The following is a 21,534-nucleotide window of genomic DNA, read 5'->3' as shown; positions in this document are numbered from 1 at the left end:
TGAGAACCATTTCAACCAGAACAAATTATAATAAATATTTTATTTACTAAGGATTATTTATGTTAAAAGCAGTAATACCTGTTGCGGGTTTAGGTACTCGCATGCTGCCTGCAACAAAAGCAATACCTAAAGAGATGTTACCCCTTGTAGATAAACCTATTATACAGTACATAATAAAAGAATGTTATATGGCCGGTATCAATGAAATTATCTTTGTTACTCATTCATCTAAACATTCCATTGAGAATCATTTTGATACTTGTTTTGAGTTGAAATCATTGTTAGAACAAAAAGGAAAGCAGCAATTATTAAATGAAATCGAGGGCATTTGCCCCAAAAGTATAAAGATAATGCATGTGAGACAAGGCTGTTCAAGTGGCTTAGGGCATGCAATATTATGCGCAAAGCCATTGATTGGTGATAACGACTTTATCGTTGTATTGCCCGATGTCATTATTAATGAATATGACTGTAATTATGAATCTGATAATTTACCTGAAATGATTGACCGTTTTTACTCAACAGGCAAAAGTCAGATATTAATTGAGCGAGTCAATATAGAGCATGTGGAAAGTTATGGTATTGTCGATTGTCACCGAAACGGTGACGAGAGTGACCGCTTTCATGATATCTCCGCAATTATAGAAAAACCGAAAAAAGATAATGCTCCATCAAATCTCGCTATTGTTGGTCGTTATATTTTAAGTAAACATATTTGGCCATTATTAGAAAAAACACCTATTGGGGTAAGCGGTGAGATCCAGTTAACAGATGCACTTTCAATGTTACTGAAAACACACGCGATTGAAGGTTATCATATAAAAGGACGTTCTCATGATTGTGGTGACAAAATGGGGTATATGAAAGCATTCTTTGAATATAGTCGACAGCATCAAACTTTTGGTTATCAGTTTCATCGTTGGATAAAAGATCATGTGGAAGTTATCTAGTTATATGAATATATTCATACGATAACTCTTTTATGAATCAACTAAATCCAATCAGCAGTCTGATTTTCAATTTAACGTGCGAGTATAGATATTACTTTCTATTTTTTTGATAGTTAATTTAAAAACTATATTTTCATAAAATCAGGATTGGATTTTCATCATAAAAGAATAGCTAACTTATTAATAATAGAGTTTATTTTTTCTATTAGTGCAAACTATTGCTAATTATAAGAGATATGTTTTGTTACCAGATAAATAAGCACGCCAATGAGTGAAGATCTTGTTTATTATAAAGTAAATAGACTAGCTTGAGATTTCATAATGAATAAGTTCAGTTATCAGTTAAGTCAACAATAATTCATAAAAGTGGTTATCTCATTGTGTCGTTAAGTTAACAACTTTTCATTTAATGTTATTAATGGACTATTTTAAAAAATTCATAAAATAACAAATCATATTTTATTTTAAATGACAGCAGAGGCAAAAAATGAACATTAGAGATCTTGAATATTTAGATGCATTAGGAAAGTTTCTTAACTTTAAAAAGGCCGCACAATACTGCAATGTTGCTCAACCAACACTAAGTATTCAAATCGGAAAGCTTGAACATTATCTAGGGTGTTTTTTATTAGAAAGAACAACACGTCGAGTTAATTTCACACCATTAGGACTACAAATTTTAGAGCACAGTAAAATTATTTTAAAAGAAATAGAGGAAATTAAAAAAATCGCTCAACAATCAACAAACAATAATGTAAAAATATTCCATGTTGGTATTTCTGATTCATTACCAGAGTATTTTATTTCTTATATTACCGAAGCTGTCTTAAGTCGTGATCCTAGCATCAACTTAAACTTAACTATTGATAAATCTGAAGTACTTTTTTCACAATTGGAATCTATGTCTTTAAATTTACTGATTGTTTCATCAACAAAATGCCCTGATAACTTTATCTCAGCTTCATTGATTAATTTTCCCGTGAGCCATCAAATGGCAATTCTTAAAGCAAATAATGAACAGCCAACAAGCATTCTAGGCTCATACTCGGAAATCAAATCTAAAATTTGTTTTAGAAATGGAGATAAAAATATGGATAATTACTTACACATTGGCAACTTAATCAATGAATCTATAGACGCTTTATCGAAAAAGAATCATATCGCCTAACCCCTTTTATTTAAAAGAAGCGTACTTAATATCGAACATGACATTTCGATATTAAGTACGCTTTAACTGAAAATATTCGAATAATTTTTAACCACACATTAGCAACTTTTTGTTAACCTATTTCGTTATTCTCACTTACCCACTATTCAACAAACAAGCCTATTTGAAATATAGGAAAAGTACTTTTATATCTATTTTATGGGATAAAAAGGAATCTAAGTAGTATAAAATTTTATCAAAAATTAATGTAATTTTTAAATTTATTAAACAATTAATGAATTTTAACTACATGAATATAAAGATAATTATAAAAATAAAGCTTATTTCATTAAGATAAAAAACACTACAATGATCACATTATTATCATAAATCTTCAGTTTCAACGAAAAGTACCAGTGATTCTTTCTAAAATCTCTTTCCTATCTTCAAAGAACAGGCTTCAATTAAGAAACACAAAATAAACATAAAATTAACATAACTTAGATGCCAGCGAACCTATGTACCCAATTATACGCCGGCGCTCTTTGTGAGATAACGAGGTAGACATGAAACCAGAAGATTTTCGCTCAGATGCCAAACGTCCATTCACTGGCCAAGAATACCTAAAAAGCCTGCAAGATGGCCGCGAGATTTATATTTATGGTGAGCGTGTAAAAGATGTCACCACTCATCCTGCATTTCGTAATTCAGCCGCTTCGATAGGACAGTTATATGATGCACTCCATGATAAAGCAACTCATGACCAGCTTTGCTGGGGAACCGACACCGGAAACGGCGGCTATACCCACAAATTCTTCCGCTTCGCCAAAAGTGCCGATGAATTACGCCAACAACGCGATGCAATTGCCGATTGGTCACGCCAAAGCTATGGATGGATGGGACGCACTCCAGACTATAAGGCGGCATTCGCCAGTTGTTTAGGCGCTAACCCTGAGTATTACGGCCAATTTGCTGACAATGCGCGTCATTGGTACAAACGTATTCAAGAAAGTGGGCTGTATTTTAACCATGCGATCGTAAATCCACCTATCGACCGCCATAAACCCGCCGATGAAGTAAAAGATGTCTACATCAAACTGGAAAAAGAAACTGATGCAGGTATCATCGTCAGCGGCGCAAAAGTGGTCGCGACCAACTCGGCTTTGACTCACTATAACTTCATCGGTTTTGGTTCCGCACAAGTTATGGGAGATAACCCTGATTTTGCATTGATGTTTGTCGCGCCAATGGATGCCGATGGAGTGAAACTCATTTCACGCGCATCCTATGAATTAGTTGCAGGTGCAACAGGCGCACCTTTTGACTACCCATTATCAAGTCGTTTTGATGAAAATGATGCGATATTAGTGATGGATCATGTTCTGATCCCTTGGGAAAACGTCTTAATTTATCGTGATTTCGATCGTGCACGTAATTGGGCTGTACAAGGTGGTTTTGCACGTTTATTCCCATTACAAGCTTGTGTACGTTTAGCTGTCAAACTAGATTTTATCACTGGTTTATTACAAAAAAGCCTTGAATGTACAGGCGTTATCGATTTCCGAGGCGTACAAGCAGACTTAGGTGAAGTGGTTGCATGGCGTAATTTATTCTGGTCACTGACCGATGCAATGACTTCAGAAGCAAAAGCGTGGGAAGGCGGTGCATATTTACCAGATACTCAAGCGATTCAAACGTATCGAGTAATGGCACCAATGGCCTATACAAAAATTAAGAATATCATCGAAAGTAACGTAACGAGTGGTTTGATATATCTACCTTCTAGCGTGAAAGACATGAACAATCCAGAAATTGATAAGTATCTGGCAAAATATGTGCGTGGCTCTAACGGCATGGATCATGTAGAACGTATCAAGATCTTAAAACTCATGTGGGATGCGATTGGTAGTGAGTTCGGTGGACGTCATGAACTGTACGAAATTAACTATGCAGGTAGCCAAGACGAAATTCGTCTGCAATGTCTACGACATGCATATGGTTCAGGTAACATGAAGGCAATGACCGATATGGTTGACCGCTGTCTGTCTGATTACGATCAGCATGGCTGGAAACGCCCACATTTACATAACAACAATGATATTAATCAGTTAGATTCGCTGCTGAAGTAATCGGCAGCAGGAGGTCAATATGTCTTTAGAAAATGAACATCGCCTGCGTTTCAGAGATGCGATGGCAAGTCTTGGTGCAGCCGTTAACATTGTCACCACGGATGGTACTGCCGGTTGTTGCGGTATTACGGCAACAGCAGTCTGTTCCGTCACGGACACGCCACCCACTTTGATGGTATGCGTTAACCGCAACAGTGCTATGAATGCGGTCTTTCAAGAAAATGGCCGCCTGTGTGTCAACGTGCTTAACCATGAACAAGAAGAAATGGCTTGCCACTTCGCTGGAATGAAAGGCTCGACGATGGAAGAGCGTTTTGCTTGGAGTGTCTGGGATAGAGGTATTTTGCAGCAACCACTCTTGAAAGATGCTCTAGCGAATCTAGAAGGCGAAATTACCCAAGTGCAAGATATTGGTACGCATTCTGTTTACTTGGTTGAGATAAAGCAGATTATTGTAAGAGAAGAAGGTCATGGGTTAATTTACTTCAAACGTAAATTCCACCCTGTTATGCACCAAGTACTAGCAGTCACTGCATAACCTTTATTACAATAATGAATCAATGAGGCACCGTATAGCACGGTGCCTTTTTTATATGATTCACATTCCCCCCTCCCTCGCCTCTGCCTTACGCATTTAACCATACCTATGCGAGTTCCTTACCTCTGAATTAATGCTGTCACCCCTCTATCGGTCGGGGATACACGCTAATTCGCAATCAATTCGTCCATTATTCATTGTGCCTAGCTATATTTTTAATATCCCAACAAAAATTATGTAATTATATCGCCTGCCTAAATGTAAATTACCTATGTTTATAATTTTTTATAATCAATATGTTAGTACAAACTCGCCTTTTAATGTTAATGATTAGTTAACTAATTGAATGATAATAATTATTATTTACAATCGTATTACCAATTAACTTTAAATAATAATCGTCATGAATAAACATTCCATGAGGCCTGTTTCTCGGCTTCTTAAATTAATTATTGGTGTTAGTCCGTTTATGGCAAGCGGAATGATGGTTGCTTACGCTGAAACCCAAGTCTCAACTCAAGACATAACGCAATTAGGCCCACTAAAAGTTTCAGCAAAATCACAAAAAGAGTTGGATGCCGAGTTCCCTTATTTACAGCTCGGCTCTTCCTCTTATATCGATGGAAAAACAGTTGAAAGATTTCGAGGGAATTCCTCCGCTGATTTCTTACGTGGCGTCAGTGGGGTGCATCTAGGTGATATTCGTAACGGTGGCGCCCTTGATGTTAATATTCGGGGTCTACAAGGTCAAAGCCGCGTGCCTATTATTGTTGATGGAACACAACAATCAATCGATGTTTATCGAGGCTATGCGGGTGTACAGCAGCGGAGTTATTTAGACCCCGATTTGATTAGTCAAGTTAGCATCGACAAAGGCCCTACGCTTGCCACTGATGGGGCTGGCGCTATTGGTGGAGCAGTGCGTGTAACCACATTACAACCCGCTGACGTGATCCCTAAAGGCGAAACGTTTGGTGTTCGTTTAAGAGGTGGGATGGCAAATAATACCGTTTCAGAACGCTCAGGGTTTTATACAAAAATCAAAGATAGCGACGATGCAAATCAATGGCCGAATATGAACAGTCGATTCGGCAGTGTAGCGATGGCAACTGACCAAGATCGCTACCAACTCCTTGCAGCTTACGCTTATCGTAAACAGGGTAACTACTTTGCTGGTAAGCATGGTGCTGATCGCTACGAAAAAGCACATTATTCGACAACTGGCGGCACAGGAATGACGACAGCCGCAGTGATCGAAGCGTTTCCTGCTGGTAAAGAGGTACTTGATACACATAGCCGAAGTGAGTCTTGGCTGCTCAAAGGGATGGGGGAGCTAACTGAAAATCAAAAACTGGAGCTGATTTATCGCCGTTATGACGCAAGTTGGGGGGAAATTATGCCTTCAATGATTATGGCCCCGAACAGCAAAGGTGAATCAACACAGTTTGTTCCTAGTAAAATAACCATTGATGCTTTATCGGCAAAACACAATTTTAACCCTGATAATGACTGGCTCAACCTCACATCGGAGTTTTGGTATACGCGCTCAGTGAGCCGTATGTACAATGCCAACATCGGTAATGTTCCTGTGTTTGATTTATCAACAGAACAGCTACCTGATCCACAAAATGAAGAGTACAAACAAGGCTTATTATCGGATATTCGAGCTGATCGCTATGGCGTTAACTTAACCAATCGCTCTACGTTTGAAAGCCGTTTTGGTGAATTTAATTTAACCCTTGGCGGTTCTTTTCAACATGAAGATACAGGACCTAACTCCCCTATTTTAAAAGAAAATTTGCAGAAAAACCGTTTCTTACGTAGCGGCGTTCGCAAAGAGTACAGTCTTTCCAGTTCGTTGGAATATAAACCCGTAAACTGGCTAACACTTCAAGTTGGTGGTCGCTATACCGAATATAATGTGCGAGATAGAAATAGTACCGCTTACGCGGCAAAATCACGTACTCAAGAATATACGTTTGCTCGCCTGAAAAAGAATGGGGAATTTTTCCAAAAATGGCCCGAAAGTTGGTATATGGAATGGTGGCCTGATGAACAAGGTCATTACACCTTGGACTCATTAAAAAATACACCTTATGCCAATAGTACCCTAGGCGATAAATATGATTTCGATGACTTTGAGCGCGATCCTCGTCCACCAGAGCAAGCTATCTTGAAAAAAGAAGTCACAACCGAATACGCTTATACCAAACCCATGGAACGTCATGGACGCGACTTTAGCCCACAAGTCGGTATTGCATTTCATTTAGATGACACTAGCCAATTATATGTGAAATATAGCGAGGCCGTTAAAAATCCAAGTATTTTTGAATCAACTCTTGGCAATTGGACTTCTGTTCCTGCGGCTGATTTAAAACCCGAAAAAAATAAAGTTTTGGAGATCGGGGCTTCCACCGTCCAACATTCAATGCTAACAAGTGATGATAAGATGGCTGCGAAAGTTGCTTGGTTTAAAAGTGATTTGCACAATATGATCACGCGTGGTTACCATCCAAATAATTCATCATGGCTTATTGAAAACGTCGACCTGTATAAAACTTCAGGGATCGAATATCACCTCTCTTACGATCAGGGACGCTTCTATGCGGATGTCTCTGGAAACTACTACTTAGAAGCAAAGACTTGTGACGCCACAACCGCGAGTCGTATTCGTGGTTATGCCTATGGTGATCCAAACACACCTAATTGCGTCAATGGTGGCTTTGGTACTTCATTAGTTAATTTGACTAATCCCCCCAAATACACGATTAACACTACACTTGGCGTAAGATTATTAGAGGAGCGTAACTTAGATATTGGCGTGCGCCGTATTTATAATAGTGGACCAACGCATAAATTGAACCAGAATTGGCATACAGTGGGTATGACAGGAACACAATTAATTTATTTGTCGACAGTCACCTACGATGCCTATGCGAACTATCAGTTTAATCCAAATGCAGATATTAATTTAACGGTAACTAACTTAACCAACGAATATTATGTTGATCCAATGGCATTGAGTTTAATGCCTGCTCCTGGACGAACCTTCACGGTGGATTTTACTTATCGATTTTAATGTCCCTCTCCTGCCTTTATAGGCAGGAGAGTTTTAAGCCTGACTTAAGCGGCTTCTTCTGTTTTCAATCGTTGCATATAACGGTAATGTGAAAAGGTAACCAGCAATGCGACAAAAGCGATACCAGCCCCCAACATAAAGCCGCCTGAATACCCTATTGCAGCGGTCAATCCCACGAGCATCATTGAACTCGCTAATTCACCAATATCACGAGTGCTTTGCACTGCGGTCATATCTGTGCCTGCTTGATGGTAACGTGATGCAAACTGCATGCCTGCGGTCATGATAGCAACAGAGGTAATACCTGCTGACAAGGAACCAAGAACGATACATGTCGCCACTAACCCCATTATCACACCATTCACTGATTGCACCATCCAAAGTAAAGAGGATAGCAGTGCAAACAGTAAACCGAATGAAAAGGCCCGCCAAACACCTATCTTACCAATCAGCCATGCGCCACCGCCGCATCCTAATATCAAGGTTACCATTCCACCAGCCATCCCCATTTTGCCGATCTCCGCTAAAGACCAGCCTGCATCATTGAGGAATAGTTTAGCCAATCCAAACCCTGAAACAGCAGTGACAGCGGATAACAGTGTTAATAATAATAATCGAGTAGCACCACGCCGTTTAAAGGTGTTTAACAGACTTGCTTTTTCAGCGACAACGCTTGTCTGTGTTTTTTTCAGTGGGCATACCGCAATAAACAATAAGCTCAATAATGGTACGCACGCCAAAATTGCCAATGACATATGTTGGCCTAAAGAGTCGCTCATCATCATCAAGCCTGCGCCGCCAATAAAAAAGCCAGCCATCACCCCCGCTATCTGTATCGCATTAATTTTAGATAGCATTGCGCTATTGACTTGCTCTGCCGCCATTCCATCTGTGGCAATATCTTGGGTTGCACTCGCTAAAGAGGAAAGACAAAGTAATGCTACACACGCGATAGCATTTTCCACAGAAAACCCAATCACACTGAGTGAAAACATGCTCACAGTGACCACCACTTGCATTGGAATGATCCAACTTTTACGACGTCCTAATGTCTTTCCCCAATGGTTATCAACAAAAGGTGCCCAGAGGAATTTAATCACCCAAGGTAGTCCAACTAAGGGTAAAAAAGCTAATACACTCAGCTCACTGCCATCATGGCGTAAAAATGTCGGCAACGCATCCATTGCAACGCCCATTGGAATGCCTTGTGCAAGATATAATAACCCTAAGGTCACGACTAACTGTTTATTCTGTAATAGATCTTTCATATCCACTCCGATCACTTTTTTGTGGTGCGGACAATTTCGCAACACATACAAGTGCTAATAACAAAAATACGCCACAAAACAGCAAGATAAAATTAATTCGAGTCAAGTAGGCCGGCTGTTGCCATAGGGAACAAGCTAACGCGATGAAAAATAGCAAAGCAGATAATGAGGCAATCAGAATCAACATCTGGCGTCTATGCTTAACCACCATACACATGACCCAAATGGCGCCCCAAAATAGAAAAAATACACGCATTGGCAATGAGAATGACAAGGACATCACGACAAGTAATCCGCTCGTTGACAACAACAATCCGCCACAACATCCCACTATTACCCCTGAAATAGGTGAATCTGAGTGCCGCCAGCACCACATTGCCAACCCACTTGCGACCAATACACAGCCGCTAAAGCCAGCAATAAAATGTAAAACGCTCAACACCATGTCGAGTTTCGGTAGCCATTGATATTGACCATAATGCAGTGGCTGGATACTGATAAAAGCACGAGTCCAAAATGCCTGCTCAGAAGAGTCTCGAATGCCCGTTAGCTGCCCTTTATGCAAATCGAAACGGTATTGTTCAAAATTCGCACTACTGGGTTGCCCTGCCCGCACGCCCCCCACAATCAACACGTTATCGCGGCGCATTAATATTTGAGGTGTGAATGATGGATAGGATTGTTCAAGCAATGTGAGAACTTGCTCGGGTTGGTAGCGGCCTTGTGTAGGCGGCTGGCTGGCTATCTCTCGAAAATCCCCCATCAATTGTTGCATCACTAATTGAGGATGATCAGGATTGACACTGCTTGCCAGCCCAACGGTACCTAAAGCGCCTACCCCTGATAATGCTCCCGTGACAGCAAACAGAATTAGCCATGGGTAACACCATAACCCCAACCCATTATGGAGATCATGGATCAATAAACGTAAATTTCGCCAACGAGGTATCTGCATCATGGAAGCTAGCTTACGTCGGTTAATAATAAAGCCACTGATTAAGAGTACTGCTAGTGCAAAACCAAATAGGCTGATAAAAATGCGTCCGGGAAAATCCATAAAGAGGCTCTTATGCAAAGTTACCAACCACATTGCGGGTGTATTTTGCACTAAAGGCTGGCCAGATATTGCGCTATAGCTGTTATCACATTGCCCTATTCCAAGGCAAAACGTGATCGTCGGATTAGCAGGTTGAGGTAGCTGCACTAATGTTGAGTCAGGCTGTCGTGCTAATAATTGCGATAATGGTAAGTGCTCGCCCGAAAGCGGGGCTTTATTCCACCAAAGACGCAAGGCGTCGCTGCCTAAGCTCCAAGTACCACTCAACATGATCACAAATAAAAAAACACCTAAAAATGCCCCCGCACTACGATGCAAATTAGACATCCGGCGTATAAGAGGTACCGTCATAATCCCCCCTGCCAAAACAGTATTAACAATGGAATTGGCCACCATCCATAACTGCGCAATAACATTTGCTGCCACCCTTGGGCCGTTAAACTGTAGACAAACATGCCTATAGTGATAAAAACCGAAAGGAAAACAGCGCCATAAAGGCGGTTTAATGGATCAACGGAAGGGTATAGCTGGGCTAATGATAGGGAGAGCACCACTCCCCCAATCAAAGTACCAATGACTGCGATGACACTGACTAATTTCATTAAAAATCAGCCTTTACCGTCAACATCACATTGCGAGGGTCGCCATAACGGTTATTCCATTGCGGTGAGAACAACCCGGAATAGTAGCGACGATCAAATATGTTATTTAGGTTAACGGCTGCTGTCCACGTTTCATCAATTTGATAACCTAAACGTGCATTAAACAGCGCATAGCCCCCTTGGCGTAAGGTGACATTGCCGTTGGTCGTGCTATAGGCACTTTGTGCTTGCATACCACCACCAACGCTCCATTTACGCTCATCCCAAGGAAGGTCATAATTTGTCCAAACCCGTAGCATATGACGTGGGGTTAAGGTGTTATAAGCATTCCCTTTATTTTGGCTATCATCACGATACTTGGTATCGGTGTAAGTATAACCAACAGAGACATCCCAAAATGGGGTAATGTAGCCAACACCTTCTAATTCAAAACCCTGACTACGAACCTTTCCACCGCTGATAAAGTAGTTATCGAAACCACCAGTTGGATGATCCGGATCTATTTGAGGGTTATTTTTAATATCTATTTGATACACCGCACCAGATAAGTTTACGCTGCCATTAAGCAACCCTGCCTTAATCCCTGTTTCCAACGTTTGCCCTTCCACAGGCTTAAGCATTTTGCCACTCCACGTTTTCGCCGTTTGTGGCTGGTACACGGTTGAATAACTGCTATACCAAGACCAATCTTTTGCAAAATCCCAAATCACACCACCGTATGGCGTGATACGGCCATTTTCCGTGAATTTAGCGCTTGGTGATTTCAGTTCCCACCAACTATCACGGGCACCAATAATCACCGTTACAGGCTCCACAACCTTAATTCTGCCCATCCCATATACGCCTTTTTGGGTCGTCTTGGTTGCTCCGGGTGAACTGTATTGGCCTATTTTAGGCTTAGGCACACTATGGGGATCCCAACGATAAACATTCACCGGAACATTCAGTGCAGGGTCAAACTCAGCGCTATACTGTTTTTCACTCGCATGAGAATAATTCACGCCCATGATCACATCATGTTTTTGCCCCCAACCTTCAACCTTGCCATTTAAGCTTGTATCCAGGCTGATTTGTTCGTTGCGGAATTTATACGCGCCTCCCATTAGCATGGCTCCATCCCCTGTTTCAGGGTCGATATTTCCCCATGCCCCCGCATAAATAAGCCTTGCATTAACGTGCTGATATTCGGTATTGAGCTTATACTGCCAATCATCGTTGATTTGGTGTTCAATGGCGGCAAAAGTACGGGTGGTATCCCATTTAAAACGATCCCAATCCACATCAAGATAGGTTTTACGAGGTAGATGTAAATCGCTACCATCTTTCCCCATCGGCACACCTGCCATATTGGTTACTGAATCGATTGTTTGATATTGCGCTCCTACCCGCAGCAACGTGTCCGGCGTTAGGTCGGCATCAACAGTGGCATACATTAAACGCGTCTTCTGATCGGAAACATCATAGAAGAAATCTTTATCTTCCCATGCCATAACAAAGCGTCCGCGAACACTCCCCGACTCATTAAGCAAGCCACCTACATCGGCCTCACCCCGATAACGATTCCAACTCCCGGCTGTTAAACTGAGTTTTGCCATGTCCTCTTTTGGCGCATGCTTACGTACCATATTGACTGTCGCAGCAGGATTGCCCATACCGTGAAGCAACCCATTGGAGCCACGTAAAATCTCAACACGCTCATAGACCGCCATATCCTGTGGAGAGCTGGCCATATTACCGAGCAATGCCGGAACACCATCAATTTCAAAAGAGTCAATCTGAAAGCCGCGCACATAATAAGCGGTAGTCAACTTCACATAAGGGGCACTTGTCACCCCTGTCGCCCTTTGCATAACGTCATCAAGCGTTTGTAAGTTTTGTTTTTCGATTTGTTCACGATCAATCACACTGACCGATTGCGCTACTTCTCTTGGCTTTAAGGCTATTTTTCCTAATGTAGTGACACCCGGCTCAACATAGTCATCATCAACACTCGATAGGGTAGTGACTTGCATAACATCATGTTTAGATTGAGAGCTTTCTTCTGCCCCGACTGAAAAGGCCCACGGTGCAGTTGCCAAAAACAATGCACAGGGCGCTAATTTGAGCCCTGATAAGCGCTGAGAGTGATGAACAGACAACATTTTCTACCCTAAAAAAGTTAAATGATAATTGTTATCAATTTAGCAATTTATGGGATTGGTTACTTTCGAATGCCGGATTTTGTCTATCGCTATCCGGCAACAACTAACGTTTTTTGAGTTGATTTGGCGAGAGACCAAAACGCTTACGAAATGCAACAGAGAAATGGGCTGGGGTATAACCAACCTGATAGGCGATGGTCGAAATGTTGGCGTCATGCACCGTTAACAATTGATACGCGGTATCTAAACGATACTCCTGTAACCAACCATAAATACTATTACCAAATAACTGGCGGAAGCCTTGGGTCAACTTACGCGTATTCATGCCAACACGCTTAGCTAATACATCCAAACTTGGAGGGGATTCTAACTCTTGCATCAAAATAGCTTTTGCCATGTGTAGATTATCAATCTCACGTTGGCGTAATTTTGGGGCTGTTTGTACTGGTTCATGTAAAAAATGATGTAAACACAGCGCAGTAATTTCAGTTACCTTGGCACCTAAATAAAGTTGGTGTAACGAAGGATGGGTTGGACAAGTAAATAACTGCTGCGTCATCGCTAATACACTCGCAGGGATCGCGAAATGGCGTAGTTGAGCTTTATGAGAGGGATAGCAGCTATCAGGCAAAACTAATTGATGCTGTTCAAGCCACTCAGGTGAAATATCAATCATTGTATATTTCATTGGTTGGCAGGCGCGAAACAGGTTGCATAACTGATAGCTTTTCTGGCTGCCAGAGAGTATCAATGAGGGTGAATTCACTTCGACATTATGTCCAGAGCTGCTACGACAACCCATTGCGCCTTGATGTATGGCCACTAACTTCAGGCCTGCCTGTTGTTCTTCATCAATCCCAAGATCATGCGGGATCACAAACTCACCACGACTGATCCTGATAAAAGCACCAATCGAGTAATCTTCACGATGGGAATGAGCTTGATTAAGTTTGTCTTCAGAACACTGCTGCATGATCTTTTTCGAAACAAAGGCTATGTGCCTGCTATCTTGTCAAAGAAACAAGAAAATAACAATCATTATCATTTGCAATTTGTGCATTAAAACCTATTTGATACTGAATAGCTTAGCGTAATGTTTTGGATTAAGACGCAAAAAAAGAAATAATGTTATTAATATCATTAAGATATGTGCGCCCCATACCCAAGCGAAACTTTGGCTGATTTCATGTAGCCATGCCGCAAAGAAAGGACCAAAGGCCGCAATAATAAATCCACCAGCTTGCATCAGAGAGGTTAACGCGCCAGCGCTTGCAGGATGAGGCAAATGATCAAGAGACGTAATAATACTTAGTGCAAAACACCCACCCAGCCCTATACCGATTAAACAAACCCATAAAAAAGGCACTGAATGAGGAAATACCACTAAACCAGCAAAACCAATTGCTTGGCTACATAGCGTTACCACCAACCAAAATCGACGATCAATATTATGGGAAGCTAAAACAGGGATTAACAAAGCCGATAATGCTTGAAATACACTCAATAAAGCGACAAGTGAACCACTTTTTGCACTACTCATACCTTGTTCAATAAAAAAGGGGGCTAACCATGTTACGACTGAACCATATCCCGCATTAACAAGACCAAAGCCAACCATAAGCAACCATGCTCTTGGTTTTGTTAAAAACTGCAAAACTGCCCCTTTTCCAGCATGTTGATGAGAAGCTGAAGAGCGTATATTGGCAATAATGGCGAATAAAGCAAATAAAGCGGGTAATGCCATCCACGCTAAAGCGGCTTGCCAATGACCAGACTCATGAGTGCAAGATGGTATCGCTTCATGACATGAGAAATTAGCAATAAGGGGCGTTAATTGTGCACCTATTGCTCCCCCTGCCATCAACATCGCCGAATAAAGCCCTGTCATTGCGGCCATTTTTTGTGGAAAACGTAATTTAATTAATCCAGGAAAAACGGCTTGAATATAAGCAGCTCCGACACCACAAATAAAAGCCGTTATGAGCAATTGCGCACTGTCAGCAACAAATAAGCGGCATAAGGAACCGATGAACAACAATAACATTGCCAGACTAATACCTAAGCGCTCTCCCAACCTTTGGTTAAGCGCAGGAACAATTAAGGCTCCTATTCCCATTAATAGCATAGGCAATAAGGTGAGTAATGAAATACCTTGATAAGTCATCCCCGTCGTTTGCATAATGCCATCAATCAGTGGGCCGGGGCCGGTCATAAACGGCCTTAAATTAATCCCGACCAATACGATTGTCAGTACTAAACCCAGCGATGCTGTTTGACGTTCACTCATTAATGTTGTTGTTCCCGCCAAAAAGTATAAAGTGCTGATTGCGTTTCATTTTCTGGCTTTAATTGTACAAAAGTCAGTCCGCTTTGCTGTTGTGGCTCCACTCTAAGTGCCTGTGCAATTGCTTCTGTTGATAAGCCAAATGGCTCTGCATCTTGATTTGAATAAGCGTAAATAATTCGTGAAATCCCTGCCATACGCATTGCCGCTAAACACATTGGGCATGGTTGTCCGCTCGCATAGACCACACAATCCTCTAATCGAGTGCGCTGAAGGATCTCCCCTGCTTGTCTTAAAGCCATTAGCTCTGCATGCGCTGTGGGATCACACAATTCAAGCATCTGATTAACCCCTGTTGCAATGACTTTACCATCACAAACAATCACGGCTCCGAAGGGACGGCCACCCGTTTTAACATTTTCTTTAGCCAGTGAAATTGCTTGTCGCAAAAACTGTTTATCTAACATTACTTAGCTCCTGAATTTTCAAGAATTTCAACTAGATTGTCATAACCCTTTTGCTTGGCCAACGCTAACGGAGATTTCCCTGAAGCGTCCGCTAAATTGACATCGGCGCCACCTTTGATCAATTGAGTCACAATAGCCGCATATTTTTCACTACCATCACCCAGTATGATTGCCTCTATCAGAGCCGTCCAGCCTAATCTGTTTACATGATTAACGTCGACTCCCGCATCAATTAAAGTTTGTACCGTTTTTACATGCCCGCGCTCTGCGGCAGGAATTAATGCTGTTCCACCATAGCGGTTAGTGCTTTTCAAATCCGCGCCATGGGCTAGGGTCATTTCTAAAATTTCCTGTAATCCCCTAGCCCCTGCATATAAATAAGGGGAATCTTGTATTGCATCGCGTGCATTCACATTGGCACCTTGTTCAATTAAAAATTGAGCCACCTCGATTTGATTAGCATGTGTTGCCGCCATTAAGGGAGTACGCAAACGTAAGTCGCGTTGCTCAATATCTGCTCCTTGTTGAATAGCTTGGGTAACCGCCGGCAAATCCCCTTTTTCAGCCAAAGCGACTAGAGATGATGAATTTGCCTGTGCAAATGATTTAACAATAAATATCAATGATATACTAAGAATAACTAACATATAGCCTAGCCATTTGGCTGGCAAAAATAGTGTTTTCATTGCACCCCTCCTCTGTAATCTATTTAATCTACTGAAAATATATGCTATTTAAAAATTAAATATTCAAATTCTAGGTATCTATAAAATGAATACGTTATTAAATTTGGTCTTACTTAAAACTTTTATTGCGGTGGCAGAGACCGGCAGCTTCACTGTCGCTTCACAACATTTAAACTCGACTCAATCCACTCTGAGCCAACAGATCCAGCGCTTAGAAGCCTTAGTGGGCCAGCCTTTATTGATACGCGCCCATCGAATGCTCACATTAACTGAAACAGGTGAAATCCTGTTCAGTTATGCCAAAAAAATTATCGCACTCAATGATATGTTTTTTATGAAAATTACGGGCAATGCGGTGATCCAAACGTTACGTCTTGGTTTCCCTGAAGATTTTGCTTCTGGGCAAGTTACACCAACCCTTGCGACGTTTATGCGTGACCACCCGAACATTCGTTTAGAGGTTACCAGTGGTTTAAGCCGCCAACTTCATCAACGATACCAGCAAGGTGAACTCGATTTAATTATAGTGAAGCAACGAAAAGGTGAATTTAAGAGCCATTATCGTTGGCCAGAACCTTTATGTTGGCTAACAAGCACTAATAATCAACATGTTAATGCCGATTCTTTGCCTTTGATTGTTTTCCCTGAAAATGGCTTGTATCGTAACGATATGTTCCGCTTACTGGATATTGAACAGCGCCCTTGGCATATTACCTATACTTGCACAAGCCTTGCTGGTATTCAAAGCGCCATTACCGATGGCCTTGGCATCAGTTTATTACCACTGCGAGCTAAGCTACCACAGCATCGTATACTGACTGCACAAGAAGGCTTTCCAGATGCAGAGGAGATGGAAATTGCTCTGCATGTCCATGGCAATTCAGAAGTGGTTTTAACGCTAGCTGAACGCCTAGCACGACAATTTGAACAACTTTGATAAAGAACATGATATGCAGAAACTCTTTGATCACCTAATCACACTAGAAAAAAAGCTACATCATTATTCAAATAGAGATAATTTAGAATTTCTTGAAAATATTCTGCACCCAGCGTTTTTAGAATTTTGCCGCTCTGGTGTGAGCACCGATAAAACAGAGACACTTTTAGCCCTCACTCAAGCTAATAATTTATTGGAAATTCACTCCGAAAATTTCCAATGTGCACAGATAGATGCGAATACAGTGCTCATCACCTATTTAAGTTTTCAACTTGATAATGGGATACCTATTAAACAAACACTACGCTCATCGATTTGGAGCAAAAATCAGCACAACCAATGGCAGCTCCGTTTCCACCAAGGAACACCACGTTCGTTATAAATGCTTTTTTGCTGCATCGTAAACGTCATTACGATGCAGCTTTCCTATGACATATAAACAAATTTCGTTTATTTACTCTATGCAATTTCATGGCTACTATTTTATTTGTTTATTAAAAATAATATCTAATAAATTTAAATAGTTAATGGAATAAATAAAAGGAATTTCAAATGAAAAGACACCCTATTCGACCTAGCTACGACCCCTATAATTGTAATAGTGGTATACCTCATATACCTGATACACACTGGGATCCACATTCAAAAGCATGGGAGTTCAATGATCTACAAGTTAATCATGACTTCATCCCAGCAAGCTGGCCGCCTGAAGTCAAGGATGCATTAAAGAACAATATTTATCTTGTTTGTGGTGAAAAGAATTGTCCGTACCTTAAAGAGAAAAATTTTCAAGAATGAATGAAAGCGATCAATAGTGGTGATAAGACGGGTGCTTTAAGAATTTACAGTCAAAGATTTGCGCAATTCAGGAATATGAAAAAAAGTATGATTATGGCGAGTTTAGATAGAGCCAGAGTCGCAAGGGAAAGACAAGGTCCATGTGGTTATTCAGGGCCTATACGGTCAACAGGTATTATTGCAATGCCAGGGATATAGAGTGCGTGGAAAGATCTCCTCACAAGTATGCCAAATGAAATTACTTATACTCCCCATTCGTATACCGTTAATTTTAATAATTCATCAAACTTAGAGTCATCATTTGATGTGGGGATTAAATATCCAATATCTAGTGGAATGAAAACGGTTAATACAGTGGGACCAGGAGCTTATCTTATTGACGCTACTGGTGGTGGAACTGCAAGTATACGCATAAAATCACATTCAGTACCTATCACGGTCAGTATAAGCTTCCCTAAATAATTCATTATCTAACTATATAAAACTAAAAGAAGTACAACGTGATTTCTTTTAGTTTTTAGCATTTCGCCCATAGCTTTCTAAAATATTATTTATTACTTTTTTATCCGAAAATGCCTGTCTATATCCATTTTCAGATTGTATTTCCCCTGCGATATACGTTTGAGAAATTTTATTTACACCGAAGTAAAGGGATACCTTTTTACCAATATTTTTACTCAGAAGAGAGTTAAATCTTTCCGAACATTTAGGTGTTCTATTGATCTCAATATTCAAAACATAGTCATTTTTTAACTCTGAATGTCCCAATTGAAGTACTGAAACACACTCTTTTTCTAAAATAAACTCATCATTTTCAAATTTATAGACGAGCCTATCGTTGTTACCTGCCACTGAACAACCTATTGATAAGACACCAACAATAGCGATTAAAAAATTCTGGTTCCATCGACTCACTCAAATATCTCCTTTATAACAAATAAAAAATAATAACTTCCATCTTAGCTTGTTATACATTTAGTTTTAGTGCTCAAAAATACAAAAATCCCCCAGTAAGATAACCCTACTGGGGGATTGATTTAGCGATTAGCTTGGTTAACCAAGCCTAAGCACAATTATAGAACGTCAACACAGTTCAGTTCTTTGAATGCTTGCTCTAAACGAACAACCATGGATTCTTGACCTTTACGCAGCCATACACGTGGGTCATAGTATTTTTTGTTAGGCTTGTCATCACCTTCTGGGTTACCCAACTGACCTTGCAGATAACCTTCGTTCTTTTTGTAGTAGTTCAGGATACCTTCCCAAGTTGCCCACTGAGTATCTGTATCGATGTTCATTTTGATAACACCGTAGCTAACCGCTTCTTTGATTTCAGCAGCGCTTGAGCCAGAACCACCGTGGAAAACGAAGTCTAGGCTGTTGTGAGGCAGATTAAATTTCTCAGAAACATAGTCCTGTGAGTTACGTAGAATTTTTGGCGTTAACTGGACGTTACCTGGCTTATAAACACCGTGAACGTTACCGAAAGAAGCCGCGATAGTGAAACGTGGGCTGATTGCGCTCAGTTTCTCATACGCGTAAGCAACGTCTTCTGGTTGAGTGTACAGCGCAGAGCTATCCATACCGGTGTTATCAACACCGTCTTCTTCACCACCAGTACAACCGAGTTCGATTTCCAGCGTCATATCGATTTTCGCCATACGAGCCAGATATTTAGCACAGATCTCGATATTTTCTTCCAGAGTTTCTTCAGACAAGTCGATCATATGTGAAGAGAACAGAGGCTTACCGGTTTTCGCGTAATGTTTTTCACCTGCATCTAACAAACCATCAATCCATGGCAGCAATTTACGTGCGCAGTGGTCAGTATGTAGGATCACAGGAACACCATAATGCTCAGCCATTTGATGAACATGATGTGCGCCAGAGATTGAACCCAGAATAGCGGCTTGTTGCCCTTCTGCTTTCAAGCCTTTACCCGCGATAAAAGCCGCACCGCCGTTAGAAAACTGAACAATAACTGGAGCACGTACTTTCGCTGCCGCTTCAAGTACGGCATTAATTGAGTCTGTACCGACACAGTTCACCGCTGGCAATGCGAAGTTATTTTCTTTGGCAACTGCGAAAACTTTCTGTACATCATCACCTGTGAGAACACCCGGTTTTACAAAATCAAAAATTTTAGACATTTGAAAAGGTCCTGTGTTAAACAGGCTGCCTACGCAGCCTGTTGTTCATGACAAATTAATTACGCTTTAGCACGTTCTTCCAGCATCACAACCGCCGGCAGTTTTTTACCTTCAACGAATTCAAGGAATGCACCGCCGCCTGTTGAAATGTATGAAATCTTATCCGCAATACCGAATAAATCGATAGCCGCTAATGTGTCACCACCACCCGCGATAGAGAAAGCTTCACTATCAGCGATTGCACGTGCAACGATTTCGGTTCCTTTACGGAAGTTAGGGAATTCAAAAACACCAACTGGGCCATTCCACAGAATGGTTTTAGCATTTTTCAGAATTTCAGCCAGACGCTCAGCAGACTCGTCACCTAAGTCGAGGATCTGCTCATCATCTTTAATTTTAGTACTTGATTTTAATGTCGCTTCCGCAGTTTCAGAGAACTCCGTTGCTACACGGACATCAGTCGGTACTGGAATATGGCAGTTTGCCAATAATTTTTTCGCTTCTGGGATCAGATCCGCTTCATATAAAGAGCGACCAACATTATTACCTTCAGCGGCAATAAAGGTGTTTGCAATACCACCACCCACAATTAATTGATCGGCAATTTTAGAGAGTGAATCTAAAACGGTCAGTTTTGTCGATACTTTTGAACCACCGACAATCGCCACCATTGGGCGAGCAGGGTTATCCAGTGCTTTACCTAATGCTTCAAGTTCAGCGCTGAGTAGAGGACCAGCACAAGCAACTGGCGAGAATTTAGCAACGCCATGCGTTGACGCTTGAGCACGGTGAGCGGTACCAAAAGCATCCATGACATAAACATCACACAGTGCAGCATACTGTTTTGACAGCGTTTCATCGTCTTTTTTCTCGCCTTTATTGAAGCGAACGTTTTCCAAAACGACTAACTCGCCTTCCGCGATATCCACGCCACCTAAATAGTCTTTGACTAAACGAACCGGGTAATCAATCTTTTCAGCCAGATAGTCAACAACAGGTTGCAGTGAAAATTCTTCATTATACTCGCCTTCAGTCGGACGACCGAGGTGAGATGTGACCATGACTTTAGCACCTTGCTTGAGAGCAGTTTCAATTGTTGGTAATGAAGCACGGATACGTGCATCAGAAGTAACTTTGCCATCTTTTACAGGAACGTTTAGGTCAGAACGGATGAAAACGCGTTTACCCGCTAGGTCCAAATCGGTCATCTTAATTACAGACATGGTGAATCCTCTTGTTGATTCTCTATAAAGTTTTCATTAATGGCTGTGTGGGTCATAGTCTACCCTACCGTCTGTCAG

The 21,534-nt window shown here is 41.1% G+C and carries 19 protein-coding genes and 1 pseudogene; 9 read left to right on the top strand and 11 right to left on the bottom strand.

All coding sequences use genetic code 11. From position 1 onward, the window contains the following. Positions 1-59 precede the first annotated feature (59 nt). The 5 genes from galU to M1F03_RS03955 all read left to right on the top strand — a co-directional run bounded on the left by galU (position 60) and on the right by M1F03_RS03955 (position 7,843). A complete protein-coding gene (galU, locus tag M1F03_RS03975) occupies positions 60-950 on the top strand; it encodes a UTP--glucose-1-phosphate uridylyltransferase GalU (RefSeq protein WP_154635623.1) in 891 nt (296 codons plus the stop codon). A gap of 487 nt (positions 951-1,437) precedes the next feature. Continuing rightward, entirely contained in the window at positions 1,438-2,118 is a 681-nt protein-coding gene (locus M1F03_RS03970) for a LysR family transcriptional regulator (protein WP_251465147.1), read from the top strand. 545 nt (positions 2,119-2,663) lie between these two features. Then, the gene (gene hpaB / locus M1F03_RS03965) at positions 2,664-4,226 is read left to right on the top strand and encodes a 4-hydroxyphenylacetate 3-monooxygenase, oxygenase component (RefSeq protein WP_154622657.1); all 1,563 of its coding nucleotides are present in this window, start codon (positions 2,664-2,666) and stop codon (positions 4,224-4,226) included. Between the two features lie 19 nt (positions 4,227-4,245). Next, positions 4,246-4,764, top strand: a complete 519-nt coding sequence (hpaC, locus tag M1F03_RS03960) for a 4-hydroxyphenylacetate 3-monooxygenase, reductase component (protein WP_154622656.1) — start codon at positions 4,246-4,248, stop codon at positions 4,762-4,764. Between the two features lie 403 nt (positions 4,765-5,167). Further along, the gene (locus tag M1F03_RS03955) at positions 5,168-7,843 is read left to right on the top strand and encodes a TonB-dependent receptor domain-containing protein (protein ID WP_154622655.1); all 2,676 of its coding nucleotides are present in this window, start codon (positions 5,168-5,170) and stop codon (positions 7,841-7,843) included. A gap of 44 nt (positions 7,844-7,887) precedes the next feature. Here M1F03_RS03955 and M1F03_RS03950 read toward each other — a convergent pair whose 3' ends face one another. The 8 genes from M1F03_RS03950 to M1F03_RS03915 all read right to left on the bottom strand — a co-directional run bounded on the left by M1F03_RS03950 (position 7,888) and on the right by M1F03_RS03915 (position 16,348). Further along, positions 7,888-9,111 (bottom strand): RhtX/FptX family siderophore transporter, encoded by a 1,224-nt coding sequence (locus M1F03_RS03950; RefSeq protein WP_251465146.1) that lies wholly within the window; start codon positions 9,109-9,111, stop codon positions 7,888-7,890. Further along, on the bottom strand, positions 9,089-10,519 hold the full coding sequence (locus M1F03_RS03945) for a PepSY-associated TM helix domain-containing protein (RefSeq protein ID WP_251465145.1): 1,431 nt from the start codon (positions 10,517-10,519) through the stop codon (positions 9,089-9,091). The genes M1F03_RS03950 and M1F03_RS03945 overlap by 23 nt, the downstream gene beginning before the upstream one ends. Then, positions 10,516-10,770 (bottom strand): hypothetical protein, encoded by a 255-nt coding sequence (locus M1F03_RS03940; RefSeq protein ID WP_154622652.1) that lies wholly within the window; start codon positions 10,768-10,770, stop codon positions 10,516-10,518. The genes M1F03_RS03945 and M1F03_RS03940 overlap by 4 nt, the downstream gene beginning before the upstream one ends. Beyond that, positions 10,770-12,911: a TonB-dependent siderophore receptor gene (locus M1F03_RS03935; RefSeq protein WP_154622651.1), complete on the bottom strand. Its 2,142-nt coding sequence runs from the start codon at positions 12,909-12,911 to the stop codon at positions 10,770-10,772. Before M1F03_RS03935 ends, M1F03_RS03940 begins: the two co-directional genes overlap by 1 nt. 103 nt (positions 12,912-13,014) lie before the next feature. Further along, positions 13,015-13,884 carry a helix-turn-helix domain-containing protein gene (locus M1F03_RS03930; protein ID WP_154622650.1) on the bottom strand — a complete coding sequence of 290 codons (870 nt, stop codon included), beginning with the start codon at positions 13,882-13,884 and terminating at the stop codon, positions 13,015-13,017. A 93-nt stretch (positions 13,885-13,977) separates the two neighbouring features. Continuing rightward, on the bottom strand, positions 13,978-15,198 hold the full coding sequence (locus M1F03_RS03925) for a cyanate transporter (RefSeq protein WP_251465144.1): 1,221 nt from the start codon (positions 15,196-15,198) through the stop codon (positions 13,978-13,980). Next, positions 15,198-15,662 carry a nucleoside deaminase gene (locus M1F03_RS03920; RefSeq protein WP_154622648.1) on the bottom strand — a complete coding sequence of 155 codons (465 nt, stop codon included), beginning with the start codon at positions 15,660-15,662 and terminating at the stop codon, positions 15,198-15,200. Before M1F03_RS03920 ends, M1F03_RS03925 begins: the two co-directional genes overlap by 1 nt. Continuing rightward, positions 15,662-16,348 (bottom strand): ankyrin repeat domain-containing protein, encoded by a 687-nt coding sequence (locus tag M1F03_RS03915; protein ID WP_154622647.1) that lies wholly within the window; start codon positions 16,346-16,348, stop codon positions 15,662-15,664. Before M1F03_RS03915 ends, M1F03_RS03920 begins: the two co-directional genes overlap by 1 nt. 85 nt (positions 16,349-16,433) lie before the next feature. Between M1F03_RS03915 and M1F03_RS03910 the strand changes: the two genes are divergently transcribed. From M1F03_RS03910 to M1F03_RS03895, 4 genes and pseudogenes are all read left to right on the top strand, one after another. Continuing rightward, positions 16,434-17,285, top strand: a complete 852-nt coding sequence (locus tag M1F03_RS03910; protein ID WP_154622646.1) for a LysR substrate-binding domain-containing protein — start codon at positions 16,434-16,436, stop codon at positions 17,283-17,285. A gap of 13 nt (positions 17,286-17,298) precedes the next feature. Further along, positions 17,299-17,667 (top strand): DUF4440 domain-containing protein, encoded by a 369-nt coding sequence (locus tag M1F03_RS03905; protein WP_251465137.1) that lies wholly within the window; start codon positions 17,299-17,301, stop codon positions 17,665-17,667. Positions 17,668-17,837: 170 nt separating this feature from the next. Further along, entirely contained in the window at positions 17,838-18,083 is a 246-nt protein-coding gene (locus tag M1F03_RS03900; protein WP_251465135.1) for a hypothetical protein, read from the top strand. A gap of 210 nt (positions 18,084-18,293) precedes the next feature. Continuing rightward, positions 18,294-18,545 (top strand): annotated as a pseudogene (locus M1F03_RS03895) (colicin Z C-terminal domain-related protein); the annotation flags it as partial. A gap of 48 nt (positions 18,546-18,593) precedes the next feature. On the opposite strand, the gene M1F03_RS03890 reads toward M1F03_RS03895, so the two are convergent. The 3 genes from M1F03_RS03890 to pgk form a co-directional block, all read right to left on the bottom strand. Further along, complete coding sequence (locus M1F03_RS03890) at positions 18,594-18,998, bottom strand: hypothetical protein (RefSeq protein ID WP_251465133.1); 405 nt, start codon at positions 18,996-18,998, stop codon at positions 18,594-18,596. A gap of 158 nt (positions 18,999-19,156) precedes the next feature. Further along, positions 19,157-20,233: a class II fructose-bisphosphate aldolase gene (gene fbaA, locus M1F03_RS03885; protein WP_154623656.1), complete on the bottom strand. Its 1,077-nt coding sequence runs from the start codon at positions 20,231-20,233 to the stop codon at positions 19,157-19,159. Positions 20,234-20,292: 59 nt separating this feature from the next. Then, positions 20,293-21,456: a phosphoglycerate kinase gene (pgk, locus tag M1F03_RS03880; protein WP_154623657.1), complete on the bottom strand. Its 1,164-nt coding sequence runs from the start codon at positions 21,454-21,456 to the stop codon at positions 20,293-20,295. Between the last annotated feature and the right edge of the window lie 78 nt (positions 21,457-21,534).

Source organism: Providencia sp. PROV080 (assembly GCF_033688105.1).
GTDB lineage: Bacteria > Pseudomonadota > Gammaproteobacteria > Enterobacterales > Enterobacteriaceae > Providencia > Providencia zhejiangensis.
Note: the sequence above shows the minus strand (reverse complement) of the source record. Positions and strands in the feature narration are given on the sequence as shown.